General features: G+C 64.5%; 15 protein-coding genes. 4 read left to right on the forward strand and 11 right to left on the reverse strand.

Annotation, left to right across the window (positions count from 1 at the left end):
- A partial coding sequence (locus GRI97_RS18655; protein ID WP_235917848.1) for a hypothetical protein occupies positions 1–352 on the forward strand: 352 nt, incomplete at its 5' end.
- 134 nt (positions 353–486) lie between these two features.
- Here the strand turns inward: GRI97_RS18655 and GRI97_RS13695 are convergent.
- The 5 genes from GRI97_RS13695 to GRI97_RS13715 all read right to left on the reverse strand — a co-directional run bounded on the left by GRI97_RS13695 (position 487) and on the right by GRI97_RS13715 (position 8,625).
- The gene (locus GRI97_RS13695; protein ID WP_161391787.1) at positions 487–1,551 is read right to left on the reverse strand and encodes a choice-of-anchor A family protein; all 1,065 of its coding nucleotides are present in this window, start codon (positions 1,549–1,551) and stop codon (positions 487–489) included.
- A 256-nt stretch (positions 1,552–1,807) separates the two neighbouring features.
- Positions 1,808–3,256: an efflux transporter outer membrane subunit gene (locus GRI97_RS13700; protein ID WP_161391788.1), complete on the reverse strand. Its 1,449-nt coding sequence runs from the start codon at positions 3,254–3,256 to the stop codon at positions 1,808–1,810.
- Between the two features lie 7 nt (positions 3,257–3,263).
- Positions 3,264–6,443 (reverse strand): efflux RND transporter permease subunit, encoded by a 3,180-nt coding sequence (locus tag GRI97_RS13705; protein WP_161391789.1) that lies wholly within the window; start codon positions 6,441–6,443, stop codon positions 3,264–3,266.
- Between the two features lie 47 nt (positions 6,444–6,490).
- On the reverse strand, positions 6,491–7,753 hold the full coding sequence (locus tag GRI97_RS13710) for an efflux RND transporter periplasmic adaptor subunit (RefSeq protein ID WP_235917849.1): 1,263 nt from the start codon (positions 7,751–7,753) through the stop codon (positions 6,491–6,493).
- Between the two features lie 281 nt (positions 7,754–8,034).
- Entirely contained in the window at positions 8,035–8,625 is a 591-nt protein-coding gene (locus tag GRI97_RS13715) for a TetR/AcrR family transcriptional regulator (protein WP_161391790.1), read from the reverse strand.
- Positions 8,626–8,857: 232 nt separating this feature from the next.
- Between GRI97_RS13715 and GRI97_RS13720 the strand changes: the two genes are divergently transcribed.
- The 3 genes from GRI97_RS13720 to fumC all read left to right on the forward strand — a co-directional run bounded on the left by GRI97_RS13720 (position 8,858) and on the right by fumC (position 12,429).
- Positions 8,858–10,177 (forward strand): alkaline phosphatase PhoX, encoded by a 1,320-nt coding sequence (locus GRI97_RS13720; protein ID WP_161391791.1) that lies wholly within the window; start codon positions 8,858–8,860, stop codon positions 10,175–10,177.
- Positions 10,178–10,236: 59 nt separating this feature from the next.
- Positions 10,237–10,896, forward strand: coding sequence for an O-methyltransferase (locus GRI97_RS13725; protein ID WP_161391792.1), 660 nt, complete (start codon positions 10,237–10,239; stop codon positions 10,894–10,896).
- Positions 10,897–11,019: 123 nt separating this feature from the next.
- Complete coding sequence (gene fumC, locus GRI97_RS13730; RefSeq protein WP_161391793.1) at positions 11,020–12,429, forward strand: class II fumarate hydratase; 1,410 nt, start codon at positions 11,020–11,022, stop codon at positions 12,427–12,429.
- 41 nt (positions 12,430–12,470) lie between these two features.
- Here the strand turns inward: fumC and GRI97_RS13735 are convergent, their stop codons facing one another.
- From GRI97_RS13735 to GRI97_RS13760, 6 genes are read right to left on the reverse strand one after another with little or no spacing between them, the layout of a single operon-like run.
- Positions 12,471–13,235: a 3'(2'),5'-bisphosphate nucleotidase CysQ gene (locus tag GRI97_RS13735; protein ID WP_328598564.1), complete on the reverse strand. Its 765-nt coding sequence runs from the start codon at positions 13,233–13,235 to the stop codon at positions 12,471–12,473.
- Positions 13,232–15,181: a sulfate adenylyltransferase subunit CysN gene (gene cysN / locus GRI97_RS13740; RefSeq protein WP_161391794.1), complete on the reverse strand. Its 1,950-nt coding sequence runs from the start codon at positions 15,179–15,181 to the stop codon at positions 13,232–13,234. The genes GRI97_RS13735 and cysN overlap by 4 nt, the downstream gene beginning before the upstream one ends.
- Positions 15,181–16,182 (reverse strand): sulfate adenylyltransferase subunit CysD, encoded by a 1,002-nt coding sequence (cysD, locus tag GRI97_RS13745; RefSeq protein WP_268891208.1) that lies wholly within the window; start codon positions 16,180–16,182, stop codon positions 15,181–15,183. Before cysD ends, cysN begins: the two co-directional genes overlap by 1 nt.
- A complete protein-coding gene (locus tag GRI97_RS13750) occupies positions 16,152–17,240 on the reverse strand; it encodes an enoyl-CoA hydratase/isomerase family protein (protein WP_161391796.1) in 1,089 nt (362 codons plus the stop codon). Before GRI97_RS13750 ends, cysD begins: the two co-directional genes overlap by 31 nt.
- On the reverse strand, positions 17,237–18,376 hold the full coding sequence (locus tag GRI97_RS13755) for an acyl-CoA dehydrogenase family protein (RefSeq protein ID WP_161391797.1): 1,140 nt from the start codon (positions 18,374–18,376) through the stop codon (positions 17,237–17,239). Before GRI97_RS13755 ends, GRI97_RS13750 begins: the two co-directional genes overlap by 4 nt.
- Complete coding sequence (locus GRI97_RS13760; RefSeq protein ID WP_161391798.1) at positions 18,373–19,062, reverse strand: hypothetical protein; 690 nt, start codon at positions 19,060–19,062, stop codon at positions 18,373–18,375. The genes GRI97_RS13755 and GRI97_RS13760 overlap by 4 nt, the downstream gene beginning before the upstream one ends.
- Between the last annotated feature and the right edge of the window lie 62 nt (positions 19,063–19,124).

Here is a 19,124-nt window from a genome sequence, read left to right on the forward strand (position 1 = left end):
GGTAGCTCGTCAGGCTCATAACCTGAAGGTCGTTGGTTCAAATCCAACCCCCGCAACCATCTACTACACATCGATACACGCTCACCCCGCAAGCTTAAGCTCGCGGGGTTATACGCGTTCGGGGTTGAATGGCTGTCAGATCGCCGCGCTGAGCCGTTGCAACGTCTTTCAGCCATCAGGCAATTGCTGGCCCAGCTGTGGTCAGCTTCACACCCCGGGGCCTGTGGCTCAGGCAGAGATGCGCATCCCCAACTGCAGCATGCCGCAGCAGCTGATGATTATGGGCTGTGTCGCTCTGCTCGGCACTGAGCGCAGTTTCAACATGCAGGGCAGTATCGCCAAGCGTTCATGAAGTAAGCTTGGCGATCACCAATGCGCCTGGCAGCGCAACAAAAAGCCCCGCTGGCGGTCTCTTGGGACTGCCAGCGGGGCTTTTGGCGATCAGGAGGTTGGCCAGCCTCGTTCGGCTGCCGGCCTCACTGTGCCTCAGACTGCGCGACGCTTGCGGCGACGCATGTAGAGCAGGCCGCCCAGCGCCAGTGCTGTCAGGCCCAGCATGCCAGGTTCCGGAACCTGCGTGCCGCCGCTCGAGGTGTTGCCGCCGCTGGAAGTGGTCGGCGGGGTCGAGGGGGCGGTGTAATTGCCGGCATAGGTGCCGATGTGCATTTCACCGTTCTGCAGCAGGTTGCCGAACACGGCCGAACCCTGGATGTAATTGCCGGTGGTGGCTGATGCCTTGGGCGCCAGCACCGATCCGCCCCAGGCGGTCGTGGCGGTCAGGTTCGTGGCATCCGGGAAGTTCCAGATGACATGTTCGCCCAGGTTCTGGGTGCCGCCCAGGAAGTTGTCGTTCAGATTGATCGCTGCGCCGGCAACATTGACGATCGCCGTGTCTGCACCATTCAGGTTGAACTGGATTTCGCCGATCCGGTTGAGATCGTCGGAGGTGATGTTGAACACCGCTACGCCATCGGCATTCGGCGTTGCGTTGAAGGTGCCGCGATTGCCGCTGATCGCCAGCTGGCTGTTGGCGGTCTGCTGGCTCAGATCATAGCTGAGGCCCTTCATCGAGGTTTCGATCAGGCTCTTCTGCTGCTGCAGGTTCTGGGTGAAACCCGGGCTGCTGGTGGCCAGGCCCGAATTGACCGTGTTCTGATTGACATTGGTGTTGCGGATGGTGCCGCCAACCTGGACGGTCTGCGCCGGGCCATTCAGGTTGAACCCGCTGTTGACGTTGCCGCCCACGATCGCGCCCGAACCATTGTTCAGATTCTTGTGTCCGCCGTTTACGTCGCCAACCACGGTCAGGCCGGGGGTGCCGGTGCTGGAGGTGGGCAGGGTGCGGATCTGGTAATTCGAGGAATTGCCGTTGAGATTGCCGCCGACGAAGGTGCGGCCTTCCACTTCGGAGGAAGAGGTGAGATCGCCCAGAACCACCAGGTTCCAGGTCTTCAGCACATCAATGCCGCCGATGGGGTTGGTGTTGGCCAGCACCGGCGTGGCAGCCAGCATCACGGCAACAGGAAGCGTGTAGGCAAGGATACGGTTCATGGGTTTCTCTGGGAAGCAGTTGTCGTTGCCTGCTTGTGCAACGGATAAGGTTAACCGCTATTTTAGAAACGGCCGCCGACAAGGCGATAATACAATCTGTCCCCGCGTGAAACACAAGTGGGGCGGAGTTTTACCGCCCCCAAGTATCGGCGCCAGAAAAACAGTCTCTGCATTCCGTGTCTTAGGTCCACCGGTCCAAAGGCCCGCCTATTATCTCGGGTGTAAACAAAGGCCGAGAGCCCGGCTCCACCCGGCCCTATTTCGCCGTGGGCATCGCCGATTCGGCCCATCCTCCGCCCAACGCGCGGAACAGATCGATCTGGGTGCTCGACACCTGTGCATCCTGGGCAGCCAGGTTTGCCCGCGCATCGGCCAGCGTCCGTTCGGCATCCAGCCGGGCCAGCGTGTTGATCGAACCTTCCCGCTGTTGTGCGCGGCTGATGCGCGCGGCGCGTTCGGCATTGTCGATCGCCGATTGCAGCACACGCCGCCGCTCCAGCGCCCGGCCATAATTGGATAGCGCCGTTTCGGTTTCCTGCAGCGCCAGCAACACTGTGCCGTCGAAGGCGGCCAACGCTTCCTGCGTATCCGCCTCCGCCCCGGCAATACGCGCGCGGGCCGGTTCGGAATTGGGGAAGGTCCAGTTAAGCAGCGGGCCCAATGCCCAGCGTATCGGACCGGAGGTGAAGATGTCGCCAATGTCGAGCACGGTCGATCCGATCGATCCACCCAGGCTGATCTTGGGATAAAGCTCGGCAGTGGCGACACCGATGCGGGCGGTTGCTGCCGCCAGACGGCGCTCTGCCGCCTGCACATCGGGCCGGCGCGCCAGCAGCGCGGCCCCATCACCGATCGGGATGGCTTGGCGGATCTCCAGCGCCACGCTGCGTTCGGCGGCAATGGCCGGCAATTCCACCGGGGCCCTGCCCGTCAGGGTCGCAAGCCGGAACAGCGCCGCCTGCCGCTGTGCCTCCAGCGTGGGAATGTCGGCGGCGCGCTGATCGCGCAAGGTGGCGATCTGTGCCACGCCCAGCCCGCTTTCCAACCCTGCGTCATGCCGCCGGCGGGTCAGATCGAGCGACTGGTCGAGCAAAGCGACGATATCGCGCGCGACCTGCAGCTGGCCCGCGCTGGATGCGGCATCGGCATAGGCGCGGGTGGTATCCGCCACCACGATCACGCGCACCGCATCGGCATCGGCCTGGCTGGCGGCCAGATCGGCCCGCGCGGCTTCCACATTGCGGCCGACGCGGCCGAACAGATCGACTTCGTAAGAGATGTCGATCCCTGCATCATGCATCCAGGTTTCGCGCGACATGCCGGGGAAGGCCTGGAACTGCTGCAGCCGGTTGTAATTGCTGCTGGCGCTGATGGCGGTCTGCGGCAGGCGATCGGCGCCGGCCCCGCGCAGGCCGGCACGGGCCCGGTCGATCCGTGCCAGGGCCTGGCGCACATCGGTATTGGCCGCCAGCGCATCACGCACCAGCCCGTCCAGTACGGGATCATTGTACATCTGCCACCAATTGGCGGGCAACGGGCTGGCGCTGACCGGCGGCGCACCGGCAGCGATGAAGCTGCCGGCGGTTACCGGGCGGGCCACGGGGGCGACATAGTCGGGCCCGGCGGCGCAGGCGGCCAGCGCCAGCGCAGAAAGGGCGGGGGTCACTCTGGCAAAAGCGCGAGCGGAAAGGGGGCGCAGGGTCATCTGCCAATTACTCCGCAGGGATCATGTGGGGGGCAGGGCCGGACTTGGCCCCGCGCAGCCGGGCCAGCCGATCGCCCAGGGCGCGGCACACGACGTAGAAGGTGGGCGTGAAGACCAGGCCAAATCCGGTAACGCCCAGCATGCCGAAGCACACCGCCGTCCCCAGCGCCTGGCGCAGTTCCGCCCCCGCACCAGTGGCGATCACCAGCGGCACCGCCCCCAGGATGAAGGCGAAACTGGTCATCAGGATCGGGCGCAGGCGGGTCTTGGCTGCCTGCACTGCGGCATTGGCCGGGCTCATCCCGTGCAGCTCTTCGGCCTGGCGGGCGAATTCGACGATCAGGATCGCGTTCTTGGCCGCAAGGGCAATCAGCACGATCAATCCGATCTGCGTCATCACATTGTTGTCCATTCCCCGCAGATTAATGCCCAGCATCGCCGCGAGCAGGCACATGGGCACGATCAGGATGATCGCCAGCGGCATGACTAGGCTTTCATACTGGGCCGCCAGCACCAGGAACACCAGCAGCACGGCCAGGCCGAACACCATGGTGGCGGTGCTGCCCGCATATTTCTGCTGATAGGCCAGATCGGTCCATTCGAATTCATATCCACGCGGCAGGGATTCGGCGGCGACCTTCTCCATCGTCACCAGCGACTGGCTGGAGGAAAAGCCCGGTGCCGTATCCCCGTCTACCGCCACGGCCGGAGCCAGATTGTAGCGTTCGACGCGATAGGGGCCGGTGGTGTCACTCAGCGTGGCGACCGATCCCAGCGGAACCATGGCGCCGTTTTCGGACCGGGTCTGCAGATTGGCGATGTCCGCGGGGGTTTCCCGGAACTGCGCATCGGCCTGGGCGGTCACGCGATAGGTGCGGCCGAGCAGGTTGAAGTCGTTGATGAAGGCCGAACCGAGATAGACCTCCAGCGCTTCGAAGATGCGGGCGGGGGAAACGCCGAGCAATTGCGCCTTGTCGCGATCGATATCGGCGCGCACGCGCGGCGTGCCGGTGTCGAAGAAGGTATAGACCCCGGCCATGCCCTCTGCGCCATTGGCCTTGGCAATCACGGCATTGGCGACCTGCTGCAGCGCGCGCGGGCCTTCGCCATCGCGATCCTGCACCATCATGCGGAAGCCCCCGGCCGAACCGATGCCCCGGATGACTGGTGGCTTGATGACCATCAGCCGGGCCTCGTTGATATCGGCGGTGGCTTTCTGGGCTTCGGCCATCAGCGCATCGACGGACAGACCATTGGCCTGACGGGTCTTGAACTTGTCCAGCACCCAATAGGCAACGGCGGAATTGGTCGCCTGCGTGCTAGATGTCCCGTCAAAACCTGACAGCATGACCGCCCCGGTGACGCCTTCGAGCGGCAGCACGCGATCGGCCACCCGCTTCATCACCGCATCGGTACGCGCGGCGCTGGAGCCGGCCGGCAGCTGGATCACGGTCAGGAAGAAGCCCTGATCCTGCTGCGGGATGAAGCCGGTCGGGGTCCAGGCCATGACCGCGCCGGTCAGCGCGATCAGCCCGGCATAGATGGCCATCATCCGCTTGGGCATGGCGACCAGCTTCGCAGTCCAGCGACCATAGGATTCGCTGAACCGGTCGAACATGCGGTTGAAGGCGCCGCCGGCCCGTTCGGCCATCTGCTGCCAATAGGCGCCATCGGGTGCATGCTGATGCTTGCGCAGCAGCAGGGCGGACAGCGCGGGGGAGAGGGTGAGAGAAACGATCAGGGAGATCACCGTCGCGGCCGAAATGGTCACGGCGAATTGCTGATAGAAGGCGCCCGACAGGCCACCGATGAACAGCGTCGGCACGAACACCGCGCACAGCACCAGCACGATCGCGATCAGCGCAGCGCCAACCTCGTCCATGGAAACACGCGCGGCCTCCAGCGGGGACAGCCCCGCCTCCAGATTGCGTTCGACGTTTTCGACCACCACGATCGCGTCATCGACCACGATCCCGATCGCCAGCACCAGGCCGAAGAGGGAAAGGTTATTGAGCGAATAGCCAAGCATGGCCAGCACCGCGAAGGTGCCGATCAGCGAGACGGGGATGGCGAGCACCGGAATGATCGAGGCGCGCCATTTCTGCAGGAAGACGATGATGACCAGCACCACCAGAACCACGGCTTCGAGCAAGGTGGTCACCACCGCATCGACCGATTCCTGGATATACTCGGTGGGGTTGTAGACGATGCGATATTCCAGCCCGCGCGGGAAATCGGCCGCGATGGCGTCCATTTCTGCAATCAGCGCGTCGGATGCGGCCAGCGCGTTGGAGCCGGGCTTCTGCGTGACCGGAATGATCACCGATTCCTGCTTATCGAGATAGGCGGAGGTTCCGTAATCCTGGGCACCGATTTCCACCCGCGCGACATCGCCGACGCGGACCTGGCGCCCTTCTTCATCGGTCCGCACCACCACCTTGGCGAATTGTTCGGGATCGGTGAAGCGGCCCTGGGTTTCGACATTCAGCTGGAAGGCGGCATTGCCGCTGGGCGGTTGGCCCAGGGTCCCGGCGGCCACCTGCACGTTCTGGGCGCGCAGGGCGGACACGATATCGCCGGCGGTCAGGCCCAGCGCGGCGGCGCGGCCCGGATCGATCCACACGCGCATCGCCAGTTCGCGCGAACCGAACAGCTCGACCGTGCCGACGCCGTCGATACGGGCCAGCCGGTCCTTGATCCGGGTCTGCGCATAGTTGGAGATATATTCGCGGCTCAGCGATCCATCGGGGGAAATCAGATTGACGATCAGCAGGAAGTCCGGCGACGCCTTGGCCGTGACGATGCCCAGTCGCTGGACCTCTTCCGGCAGACGCGGTTCGGCAATCGCGACCCGGTTCTGCACCAGGATCTGCGCATCATCCAGATTGGTGCCCTGTTCGAAGGTGACGGTGATCGTCACCCGCCCGTCGCCGGTCGACTGGCTGGACAGATAGAGCATCCCGTCCACGCCGTTGATCTGCTGTTCGATCGGATTGGCAACCGTATCGGCCACGGTTTCGGCCGAGGCGCCCGGATAGGTGGCGGTAACCGTCACCGTAGGTGGCACGACTTCGGGATATTGCGATACCGGCAGGGTGAAATAGGCAATCGCACCGATCAGCGTGATGATGATGGAAATCACCGCTGCGAATATCGGTCGATCAATGAAGAAACGGGACAGGCGCATGGCTGCTGGCTCCGGAAAAAAGTGGGCGCGTGGAGGCTGGGCGGCGATCAGTTCGCCAGCGTGGCTTCACGCGCAGGCAGGTTCACGGGGGCGGTCGCGCTCGGGGCCGGTGGCGGCGGGGTGATGCGATCGACCCGCGTTTTCACCTGCGATCCGGGGAAGGCCATCTGCGTACCTTCGATCACCACGCGATCGGTGGGATTGAGACCGCTGCGGATAACCCGCAGCCCATCGATCACCGGGCCCAGCGTCACATCGCGGGCGGCAACCTTGCCGTCCTTGTCCACCACCAGCAGCAGCTTGCGCGTCTGGTCGGTCTGCACGGCGGTTTCCGGCACCAGCAGGGCATTCACCTTCGCGCCGCTGGCCAGGCGCATATTGCCGAACATGCCCGGGGTCAGGAAATTGTCCGGATTGCGCACCAGTGCGCGGGCACGGATCGTGCCGGACCGGGGATCCAGCCCGTTGTCGGTGAAATCCAGCGTGCCGTTCCAGCGGTAATCACTTTCGTCCTGCAGGCGGATCTGCACTTCGGTGCCGCGATCGGCCCCGGCGCGCTGCGCCTTCAGGAACAGCCCTTCAGAACCGTCAAAGGTGAAATAGACCGGATCGACGGCATTGATGGTGGTCAGCAGTGTGGCGGATGATCCCTCACCGGCCGATACCTGATTGCCCGGATCGACGCGGCGATCGGAAATGCGCCCGCTCTGCGGCGCGCGCACGGTGGTGAATTCGACATCCAGACTGCGGCTGCGCACACGGGCCTGTGCGGCGGCGAGGGCGGCTTGCGAGGCATTGACGCGGGCGCGCAGGGCATCGATTTCGCTCTTGGCCACGGCGTCATCTGCGACCAGGCGCAGCGCCCGGCTCAGATCGGCATTGGCCAGCGCCAGATCGCTCCGCGCGGTGGCAACGCCGGCCTGCGCTTCGGCAAGGGCCGCGCGATAGGTGCGGGAATCGATGGTGAAGAGCGCCTGCCCCTTCTGGACAAACTGCCCGTCACGGAACAGCACGGCGGTAATTTCGCCCGATACGCGCGGGCGCAGTTCCACGCTGCGGCTGGCCTCGAAACGACCGACATAATCGTCCCACTCGGTGATTTCGCGTTGCAGCGGGGTGGCCACGGTGACCATCGGCATGCCCATCTGCGGGGGCGGGGCATTGCCGCCGCGCAGCAGGAACCAGGCCAGGGCAACAGCGGCAATCAGCACCACCACCCACACCAGCCGCGGAATGCCCCGCCGCCGGATCTGCTCGTCATGCACGGCTGTGTCGGCTGCGTGCTGATCGGTCACGTTCAAATCGGTCATCTGCGATCCCTTGCCCCGCCGGTTGCCCGGCCATGCGACAGGCGCAACACGATCTGCCCGGAAGATGTCTTCCGGTCGCAGCGTCATGCCCTGTCACCAGCCCGACCGGCGAACCGGGCGGGAAAATATGAATTGAACCCCTCCGGACGCACATCGTGCGATGTGTCGCTTACCGGAAATTCTGTACCGCTAAGTGTTAAAAGGGGGCGGGGAAATCAAGCGATATTTTTATACCGGTCGATATTTTTTTGCATTGCAGCGTAAATAGAGCGGTTTACCGCTCAGCGGCTGGGCCATTGGGCTAGGGCCGTGTCCATGATTTGGGTCAGCTCGGCGCGCGTCGCCCCTTGGCCGGATTGCACCGCCATGCCCTGCACCAGTGCCACGAGATAGCGGGTCAGGCCTGCAACATCGGTGTTCTGCGTGAAATCCCCTTCATCAGCAGCGCGCTGCATCCGGGCAGTGATCACGTCGAAACAGGAGTTTGATCGCGCCAGCACCTCTTCTCTGACGGAATTGGCATCGTTGATTACCGACACGGTCACATGCATGCAGCCGCGGCACTCACCGGTCATGGTGTCGATCGCGCCCTCCAGCAGCCGGCGGGCCACCTCCTTGGCCGTGTGCGCCGTCACCGCGCAATGGATGTAGTTCAGCTTTTCGCTCTCGTAGAGATCGAGCGCGCGCTTGAACAAGGCCTCCTTGTTGCCGAATGCGGCATAGAGGCTGGGGCGGGTGATCCCCATCGCATCGGTCAGATCCGTCAGCGAAGCGCTTTCATAGCCCTTGTCCCAGAACACGCGCAGCGCAGCGCCGAGCGCCTGTTCGACGTCGAATTCGCGGGGGCGGCCTCTGGTGGCGGTCTTTTCCATATCGTCCGGTATATATGACGAATTTGCGCAGGGTCCAGCCTGTGGCTCCGTTTGCGACAATTGTGAATCGGTTGTCAGCTTCGGGTAACACTGCTGCGGCTTTGCGGCCACACCCATCGGGCAAGCCGCAGGCGCGTGTCATAATCGCGTCATGGATGGGCTGCACGGCGCCTGCCGGATGCCTATTCAGGCAGTGTCGGCCGCCCGCATGGCGGCTGCCAGGAGTGTGTGTATGATTGCCGATCGCCGCCAGTTTCTCCGTGCCACGGCCACCGCCTTCGCTGCGCTGTCGGCCAGCGGCTGCATGCGCGGCGGTGCGATCGGTGGCGTCGCTGGCGCTGCGGGGCCGGCCGGATATGGCGCGCTGCAGGCCGATGCTGCCGGCTTGATCGATTTGCCGGCGGGCTTTTCCTATCGCGTGATCTCCAGCCTGGGCGATGCAATGAGCGACGGAGGCACCGTTCCCGATCGCGCCGATGGCATGGGCTGTTTCGATCTCGGCAATGGCCGACTGGCGCTGGTCCGCAATCATGAACTGCAGCCCCAGCATGACAGTGGCGGCGCCACCGGCCCAGCCTATGACACGGCTGCGCGCAGCCTGATACCGCTGCCCGGCGGCACCACCACCATCGTGCTGGATGCGCAGACGCTGGTGGTCGAGCGGCAGCACCGCTCGCTCTCCGGCACGATCCGCAATTGCGCCGGCGGCAGCACGCCCTGGGGCAGCTGGCTGACCTGCGAGGAAGACCTGACCCGCCCCGGCCCGCGCGCCAACAAGGATCACGGCTGGGTTTTCGAAGTGCCTGCCGCCGCCACCGGCCCGGTCGATCCCGTGCCGCTGAAGGCGATGGGCCGCTTCAATCATGAGGCAGCCCTGGTCGATCCGGCCAGCGGGATCGCCTATCTGACCGAAGACCGCAACGACGGGCTGTTCTATCGCTTCATCCCTACCCATCCCGGCCGGCTGGCCGAAGGCGGCGTGCTGCAGGCACTGGCGATCGACGGCATTGCCGACAGCAGCAATCGCGGCGGCGCCAAGGTCACGCTGGGCGAATGGCTGGGCGCGCGCTGGATCACGCTCGACAATGTGGAGGCGCCCGATGACGATCTGCGCCTGCGCGGGGCCGCCGCCGGGGCGACGATCTTCTCGCGCGGCGAAGGGCTCCATATGGGCGATGGGGAGGTCTATTTCTGCTGCACCAATGGCGGGGCGGCCGAACTGGGGCAGATTTTCCGCCTGCGCCCGCGCCAGCATGGGCGCGATGCGCTGCAGCTGTTCTTCGAAAGCACCAGCACCGATCAGTTCAACTATGGCGACAATCTGACCGTGGCCCCCAATGGCCATCTGGTGGTCTGCGAAGACCAGTACACCGATGTGGTCGACAACCATCTGCGCGGGATCACGCCCGATGGCCGCGCCTATCCGCTCGGCCGGCTGCGCACGCAGACCGAACTGGCCGGGGCCTGTTTCTCCCCCGATGGGCGGGTGCTGTTCGTCAATCTCTACAGCCCGGCCAAGACGCTGGCCATCACCGGGCCCTGGATTGTCTGACCGGAAGGGCAGGCGACAGCCCCGGTTGTAGTCTGTCGGTCGCGTGTTAGGCTGTCGTCATGACAGACAGCACCTTCTTCGCCGATCCGCGCGCAGCCGAAGTCTTCGCCGAATATCAGGCCCGCCATCAGCGCGAACTGGCGCTGACGGCGGAACTGCCGCGCGGGGCCTTTGGCGAAAGGCGCGATGAATTCCTGCTCCCCGTCGGCGCGCAGGTGGGCAATTTCCTGCGCGCGCTGGCGATCGGGCGCGATCCCGGCGTGATCCTGGAACTGGGCACCAGCTATGGCTATTCCACCCTGTTCCTGGCCGATGCCGCGCGGATCAGCGGATCGCGGCTGGTCACGATCGATCTCGACCCGAAAAAGCAGGAATATTCCGCCGCCATGCTCGCCCGCGCGGGCCTCGCCGATTATGTCGAATACCGCACAGGCGATGCGCTGGATCTGATCGCCGCCGATCCCGGCCCGTTCGATCTGGTCCTGCTGGATGTGTGGAAGGGGCTCTATCTTCCCTGCTTCGAAGCCTTCTATCCCAAGCTGTCGGAAGAGGGCGTGATCGTGTCCGACAATATGATCTACCCCGAAGGCGCGCGGGATTCAGTGCGCGAATATCGCGCGGCGGTGCAGGCGAAACCCGATCTGCAGACCGCGCTGCTGCCGTTCGGCAGCGGCATCGAACTGACCGTGCGGTGGCAGGCGGATAACCCCAAGTTGTAATCCGGATTTCCCCTTTTGCCCGCAGCCTGTGCCGCAGTTGTGCACAGGGTCATCCACTGCCTGGCAACTAGCTATTGATAGTTAGTTGCATTAATGCGGGCGCGACATTGCATGGAGCGACACATGACCCCAAGCCCGCCCGAAGCCACCCGCACCGAGACCGACAGCATCGGCCCGATCGAAGTGCCCGCCGCCGCTTACTGGGGCGCGCAGACCCAGCGCAGCATCGAAAACTTCCCCTTCGGCAGCACCGAACGCATGCCGATCGGCATCGTCCACGCCCTGGCGATCGTGAAGCAGGCGGCGGCGCGGGTGAATCGGGCGCCCGGTGTTGCCGGGGGTCTGGATGGCGCGGTGGCCGATGCGATCGAACAGGCCGCAGGCGAAGTAATCGCCGGGCAGCATGACGATCAGTTCCCGCTGGTCATCTGGCAAACGGGCAGCGGCACCCAGTCCAACATGAACGCGAACGAGGTAATCGCCGGCCGCGCCAATGAAGCGATCACTGGTCAGCGTGGCGGCAAGAGCCCGGTCCACCCCAATGACCATGTCAACCTGGGGCAATCCTCCAACGACAGCTTCCCCACGGCGCTCCACATTGCCGCCGCCCGCGCGGTGACCGATGCACTGCTGCCGGCGCTGGAACGGTTGCATGATGCGCTGGCCGCCAAATCCGCCGCTTGGACCGATATCGTCAAGATCGGCCGCACCCATCTGCAGGATGCGACGCCGCTGACGCTGGGGCAGGAATTTTCCGGCTATGCCCAGCAATTGGCCGATGCGCGGCAACGCATCGCCCAGGCGCTGTCGGGCGTGATGCTGCTGGCCCAGGGCGGCACGGCGGTCGGCACCGGGCTGAACGCCAGCGAGGGCTTCGATGTCGCGGTGGCGGAAGAAATCGCCGCCATCACCGGCCTGCCGTTCCGCACCGCACCCAACAAGTTCGAAGCGCTCGCGTCGAATGATGCGCTGGTGCATCTGTCGGGCACGCTGAATGTCGCGGCGGTCGCGCTGACCAAGATTGCCAATGATATCCGCCTGCTCGGCTCCGGCCCGCGTTCCGGGCTGGGGGAACTGGATCTCCCGGCCAATGAACCGGGCAGCTCGATCATGCCGGGCAAGGTCAACCCGACGCAGTGCGAAATGCTGACCATGGTGGCCGCGCAGGTGATCGGCAATCACCAGGCGGTTACCGTCGGCGGGCTGCAGGGCCATCTGGAACTCAATGTGTTCAAGCCGCTGATCGGCGCGGCGGTGCTGCGTTCGATCCATCTGCTGGCGGTCGGCGCCGACAGCTTCGCCACCCGCTGCGTCGACGGGCTGGAACCCAACCGCGCGCGGATCACCGATCTGGTGGAACGGTCGCTGATGCTGGTCACCGCGCTGGCCCCGGAAATCGGTTACGACAATGCCGCCAAGATCGCCAAATATGCCCATGAGCAGCAGCTGACCCTGCGCGAAGCCGGGCTGAAGCTGGGGCTGGTGGATGATGCGACCTTCGACCGGCTGGTGCGGCCCGAAACCATGGTCTGATCAGGCACGCTGGCGCGGGTCACGCCAAGGAACAGCGTTCCTTAGCCTATCAGCGCCAGCACCTGTTCGGCCCATTCGGGGCGGCAGATCAGCAAATCGGGCAGATAAGTGTCTTCCCGGTTGTAGAGCATCGGGCTGCCATCGATGCGCGAACAATGCAGCCCATGGGCCTGCGCCACGGCCACCGGCGCACAGCTGTCCCATTCATATTGCCCGCCCGAATGCAGATAGATATCGGCTTCCCCGCGCACCACGGCCATGGCCTTGGCCCCGGCCGAACCCATCGGCAGCAAGATACCGCCGATCCGGTCCGCCACGGCCAGTGCCTCGGCGGCCGGGCGGCTGCGGCTGACCACCAGGCGCGGCGCGCCATCATGCGGCGGGATCGCTGCGGGCGGGGGCAGGGCCACGTCGCCGCTCAGTATCACGCCGCCATCCAGTCCGGGCAGGGCGACGGCGCCGATCGCCGCGCGGCCATTCACGGCCAGCGCCACATGCACGGCCCAGTCGGAACGGCATTCGCCATATTCGCGCGTGCCGTCGACCGGATCGATGATCCACACCCGTTCATGGTTGAGCCGCTCGCGCGTGTCGCAGCTTTCTTCGGACAGCAGGCCATCATCGGGCCGATGCGCCGCCAACGCATGGATCAGGAACTGGTTGGCCACCTGATCGCCGGCCTTGCCCAGCGCCTTTCCCGAAAACAGCCCGCTCGCGCGCACCTGCAGCAGGATCTGCCCGGCCTCCCGCGCCAGCCGTTCGGCCAGCTCGAGATCCGGCAGGTCGCCCGCAACCGCGCTCGTCACAGATCGGGGGCCCAGGCGCCGAGCAGCCGGTTGACGATCAGCTCCGCCGCTTCTTCGGGCGTGGTCTGCGTGGTGTCGATGCGGATTTCCGGGGCATCGGGCGCCTCATAGGGGCTATCGATCCCGGTGAAGTTCTTCAACTCACCCGATCGCGCCTTCTTGTACAGGCCCTTCACATCGCGCTCTTCCGCCACGCTCAGCGGGGTGTCGATGTGGATTTCCAGGAATTCGCCCTCAGGCATCATCGATCGCACCAGTTCCCGCTCGGCGCGGAACGGGCTGATGAAGGCGGTCAGCACGATCAGCCCGGCGTCGGTCATCAGCTTGGCCACTTCGCCCACGCGGCGGATGTTCTCGATCCGGTCCGCATCGGTGAAGCCCAGGTCCTTGTTCAGCGCGTGGCGGATATTGTCGCCATCCAGCAGGAAGGTGTGGCGCCCGTTCGCATGCAGCTTCTTTTCGACCATATTGGCGATGGTCGATTTGCCCGATCCGGAAAGCCCGGTGAACCACAGCACCGCTGGCTGCTGGCCCTTCATCGCGGCATGCTGCGCGCGGCTGATTTCCAGCGCCTGCCAATGGATGTTCTGCGCCCGGCGCAGGCTGAAATGGATCATCCCCGCCGCCACGGTGGCATTGGTGATCTTGTCGATCAGGATGAACCCGCCCAGCTCGCGGCTGTCGGCATAGGGTTCGAAGGTGATGGCCCGGTCGGTCGTCACCTCGGCCACGCCGATCGCGTTCAGCGACAGGCATTTGGTCGCCAGATGCTCCATCGTGTTGACGTCGATTTCATATTTCGGCGCCGCGACCGTGGCCGTCACCGTCTGCGTCGCCAGCTTCAGCCAGTACCCGCGCCCGGGCGTCAGTGCCTCGTCGCTCATCCACACGATGGTCGCTTCGAACTGGTCGGCGCTTTCGGGCGGGGCATCGGCAATCGCGATCACATCGCCACGGCTGCAATCGATCTCGTCATCCAGCGTCAGCGTTACCGACTGGCCGGCCACGGCTTCATCCAGCTGGCCGTCCATGGTCACGATCGAACGGATGGTGCTGGTCCGCCCCGACGATGCCACACGAATGGCATCGCCCGGCTTGACCGAACCGGCAGAAATCAGCCCGGCAAAGCCCCGGAAATCCAGATTGGGGCGGTTGACCCATTGCACCGGCATGCGGAACGGGCGTTCCTGCGCGGCGGCGCTTTCGATCTGCACGGCTTCCAGATGCTCGATCAGGCTGGGGCCGGAATACCACGGCGTGCTGGCCGATGGGGCCAGGGTGATATTGTCGCCCTTGAACCCGCTGATCGGGATCGCGGTGAAGGCGGTGATGCCGATGCTGGTGGCAAAGGTGCTGTAATCGGCCACGATCCGGTCGAACACGGCCTGATCATACCCGACCAGATCCATCTTGTTCACGGCCAGCACGATGTGCCGGATGCCGATCAGATGGGCCAGGAAGCTGTGCCGCCGCGTCTGCGTCAGCACGCCCTTGCGCGCATCGATCAGGATCACCGCCAGATCGGCGGTGGAAGCGCCGGTCACCATGTTGCGGGTATATTGTTCGTGGCCGGGGGTGTCGGCCACGATGAACTTGCGCTTTTCGGTCGCGAAGAAGCGATAGGCGACATCGATGGTGATGCCCTGTTCGCGTTCTGCGGCCAGGCCATCGACCAGCAGCGCGAAATCGATCTCGCCGCCCTGCGTGCCCACGCGCTTGCTGTCCGCTTCCAGCGCGGCCAGCTGATCTTCGAAGATCATCTTCGAATCATACAGCAGCCGCCCGATCAGCGTGCTCTTGCCATCATCCACGCTGCCGCAGGTGATGAAGCGCAGCAGCTCCTTGTTCTGGTGCATTTCCAGATAGGCATTGATGTCTTCGGCGATCAGGGCGTCGGTCTTGTACACCGGTTCGGCGCCTGCATCGTTCACGGCATGATCGGCCATCAGAAATAGCCCTCCTGCTTCTTCTTCTCCATGCCGGCCCCGCCTTCATCCTTGTCGATCGCGCGGCCCTGCCGTTCGCTGGTTGTCGTCAGCAGCATTTCCTGCACCACTTCGGCCAGATTGGCGGCCGTGCTCTCCACCGCGCCCGTCAGCGGGTAGCAGCCGAGCGTGCGGAACCGGATGGACCGCATCACCGGCTCTTCGCCCGGGGCCAGCGGGAAACGGTCGTCATCGACCATCAGCAGCATGCCGTCGCGCTCTACCGTCGGGCGCATCTGTGCCAGATACAGCGGCACGATCTCGATATTCTCGGCCATGATGTACTGCCAGATATCCAGCTCGGTCCAATTGCTGATCGGGAACACGCGGATGCTCTCGCCGCGCGATTTGCGCGCATTGTAAAGGTTCCACAGCTCCGGCCGCTGGTTCTTCGGATCCCAGCCATGCGATGCCGTGCGGAAGGAAAAGATGCGCTCCTTCGCGCGGCTCTTTTCCTCGTCCCGGCGCGCGCCGCCGAAGGCCGCGTCGAAGCTGTATTTGTCCAGCGCCTGCTTCAACCCTTCCGTCTTCCACATATCGGTGTGCAGCGGGCCGTGGTCGAACGGGTTGATGCCGCGTTCCTGCGCTTCGGGATTGTGATGCACCAGCAATTCCATGCCGGCATCACGCGCGGCCTTGTCGCGCAGCGCATACATGTCGCGGAATTTCCAGGTCGTATCGACATGCAGCAGCGGGAAGGGCGGCGGCGCGGGATAGAACGCCTTCTTCGCCAGATGCAGCATCACCGCGCTGTCCTTGCCCACCGAATAGAGCATGACCGGGCGCTGCGCCTCTGCCACCACTTCGCGGATGATATGAATGCTTTCGGCTTCCAGCCGCTGCAGATGGGTCAGACGTGTCATGGCCGGGCAATTGCCCCCGCCGGGGGCCCGGCGCAAGGTGTGCGCCGGGCAGAAATTCTTTGCCGGTGCTAAGGTGCTGTCGCGGGGAAGGGGCTCCATTCCCCATCATGCCCCTGCCGGTCGTGGCCCTGCCGCTCATGCAGGGAGGCAAAGATCGCGTCGATCATGGTATCGCTGACATCTTCCGGGCGCGCGGGGTTCCATTGGGGGGCGTTGTCCTTGTCCACCAGCACCGCGCGCACCCCTTCGGCGAAATCCGCCCGTGCGATCATATGCGCCGCAATCCGGTATTCGCGCGCCATTTCGCGGGCAAAATCGGCCTGGCCGGCATTTTCCGCCAACAGGCGCAGCGCCACCTTGGCGCTGGTCGGGCATTTGGTGGCGACGGCCTGCCATTCCTTGCCCGCCCATTTGCTGTCGTCCGCCGCCAAAGCTGACAGAATCCCTTCCAGCGTGTCGGGGCCGAACAGCCGGTCGATCCGTTCGGAATTGCCCGCCAGCCGCGCGGGCGGCGGCTCGATGGACAGCGAATCGAGAATGGCGCCGATTTCGCCCGGATGTTCGGCGATCCGGGTCTTGGCTTCGGCCAGGTTTTCGGCTGGCAGATAATGGGTGGCAATCCCGGCCCACAGGCATTCCGCCCCGTCCAGCCGCGCGCCTGTCAGCGCCAGAAACACCCCGATCCGGCCGGGCAGGCGCGGCAGATACCAGCCCGCGCCGACATCGGGGAACAGGCCGATCGCCCCCTCCGGCATGGCGAACAGCGTGTTTTCGGTCGCCACGCGATAGCGTGCCGGCAGCGCCAGCCCGGCCCCACCGCCCATCGTCACCCCATCCATGAAGGCCACGATCGGCACGGGATAGGTAAACAGCAAATGGTTCATCCGGTATTCGGCACGGAAGAAGGCGCGGCCTGCCGATCCGCCATCCTTCAGCACGGAACGGCGCACCGCGGCGACATCGCCCCCGGCGCAGAAACCGCGCCCCTCGGCATGATCCAGGATGATGGCCTGCACCGATTCTGCGGCGCGCCACTGCTGCAGCGTGGCGGAAATGCCGGCGCACATGGCATGCGTCAGCGCATTCAGTGCGCGGGGCCGGTTCAGCGAAATGCGCCCGGCGCCGCCTTCGATGCGGGCAATCAGTTCGTCACTCATGATTTCAGCAGGTCCCGCGCCACGATCAGCCGCATGATTTGATTGGTTCCTTCCAGGATCGAATGTACGCGCAGATCGCGCCAGAACCGCTCAACCGGATAATCCATCAGATAGCCATAGCCGCCGTGCAATTGCAGCGCCCGATCGGCTACCGCGCTGCCGGTATCGCTGGCAAAACGCTTGGCCATGGCGGCAAAGCGGGTCTTGTCCGGGGTTTTGTCCGTCACCTTGGCGGCGGCGAGATAGAGCAGCGCGCGCGCCGCCTCCAGCTCGGTTGCCATATCGGCCAGGGTGAACTGGGTGTTCTGGAACTCGGCGATCGCCCGGCCAAACTGGCGCCGGTCACGAGTGTAGTTCAGGGCTTCATCCAAGCAGCGCTGCGCCCCGCCCAGCGAACAGGCGCCGATATTGATCCGCCCGCCATCCAGCCCCTGCATCGCAATGCGGAAACCTTCGCCTTCGCGGCCGACCATGTTTTCCGCCGGCACGCGCACCTTGTCCAGCATCACGGATGCGGTCGGCTGGGCGTGCCAGCCCAGCTTGCGCTCGGGCACGCCGAAGCTGACGCCGGGCATGTCCTTTTCGATCGCCAGGCAAGATATGCCATCGGACCCGTCACCGCCCGTGCGCACCATGGTCAGATAGAGATCATTGACCCCGGCGCCTGAAATGAACTGCTTGGTGCCGGACACCACCCAGTCGTCGCCATCGCGCACCGCCCGGGTGGTCAGCGCGGCGGCATCGGATCCCGATCCCGGCTCCGTCAGGCAATAGCTGGCCATCCAGTCCATCGTCACCAGCCTGGGCAGATATCGCGCCTTCAGATCCTCCGATCCGAAACGGTCGATCATCCAGCCGGCCATATTGTGGATCGACAGGAAGGCGCTGGTTGCCGGGCAGCCATAGGCCATGGCTTCCATGATCAGCGCCGCCTCGACCCGGCCCAGCCCGCTGCCGCCGCCAGCCTCGGACACGTAGATGGAGGCAAAACCCAGCTCTGCCGCCGCCTGGATCACCTCACGCGGGAAGATATGCTCCTCGTCCCAGCGGGCGGCATGCGGGGTAATCCGCTCAGCGGTGAAGCGCCGGGCCATATCCTGCATGGCCAGCTGATCATCGGTCAGGGTGGCGTTCATGGTGTATCATTTTCTGCCGCAGGAATGGCATCAGTCCCGCTTGTCTCTGACGGACCGGCATCGATGGGATCATATCCCATGATTACGCTCCAACCGTAGTTGTAAGATCGATCGCATGTCACCGTATGGTCCCAGTCGAAAGATATCCGCTGCAGCAGATCATCGTCGGCAGCATTGCCCACCAGCGCGCTTCCGCTGATGCTGATCAGAGGTCTTGCGCTGCCATCGCTCCATTCCGTCCGGGGAACATCGTGGAGTTGATAGCGGATGTCTTGGCCGTCCGTTGTCAGATAGATTCGCATGCTTGCCTTGCGAAACACCGGCCCTTGCCCCGCCCGACGGGCGTCGCGCCAGGCATCGCCAACGGCAAATTCCGCAAATCTGCCATCTTTGCGGACCAGCCGGATGCGGCCGCTATGAATGCCGCTATATGCCAGAAAAGCGGTTTCTCCCTCTCGCAGGGCGATAACCATTTCCGACATGCACACGGTTGCTGGTCCCGGGGTGGCAAAGCGCTCTGCAGCCCCCAGCTCGATACCATTGATCGTTCGCGGAGGCTCCACCGCGCCTTGTGTCAGAACCGCGATCAAGGCCATCAACATGCTGCATCGCCTCCGCTTCGATTTTGCATCGCCGGTGCGGATCATACAGGCCAGCCAATTGATCTTGGCAAATCGAATATTCACTATTGCCTGCGTGCCGCGATTTTATGGTCGGCAACACGATGGATTCCAGCTGGTTTCGCCGG

Source organism: Croceibacterium xixiisoli, assembly GCF_009827305.1.
GTDB classification, from domain to species: Bacteria; Pseudomonadota; Alphaproteobacteria; order Sphingomonadales; family Sphingomonadaceae; genus Croceibacterium_C; species Croceibacterium_C xixiisoli.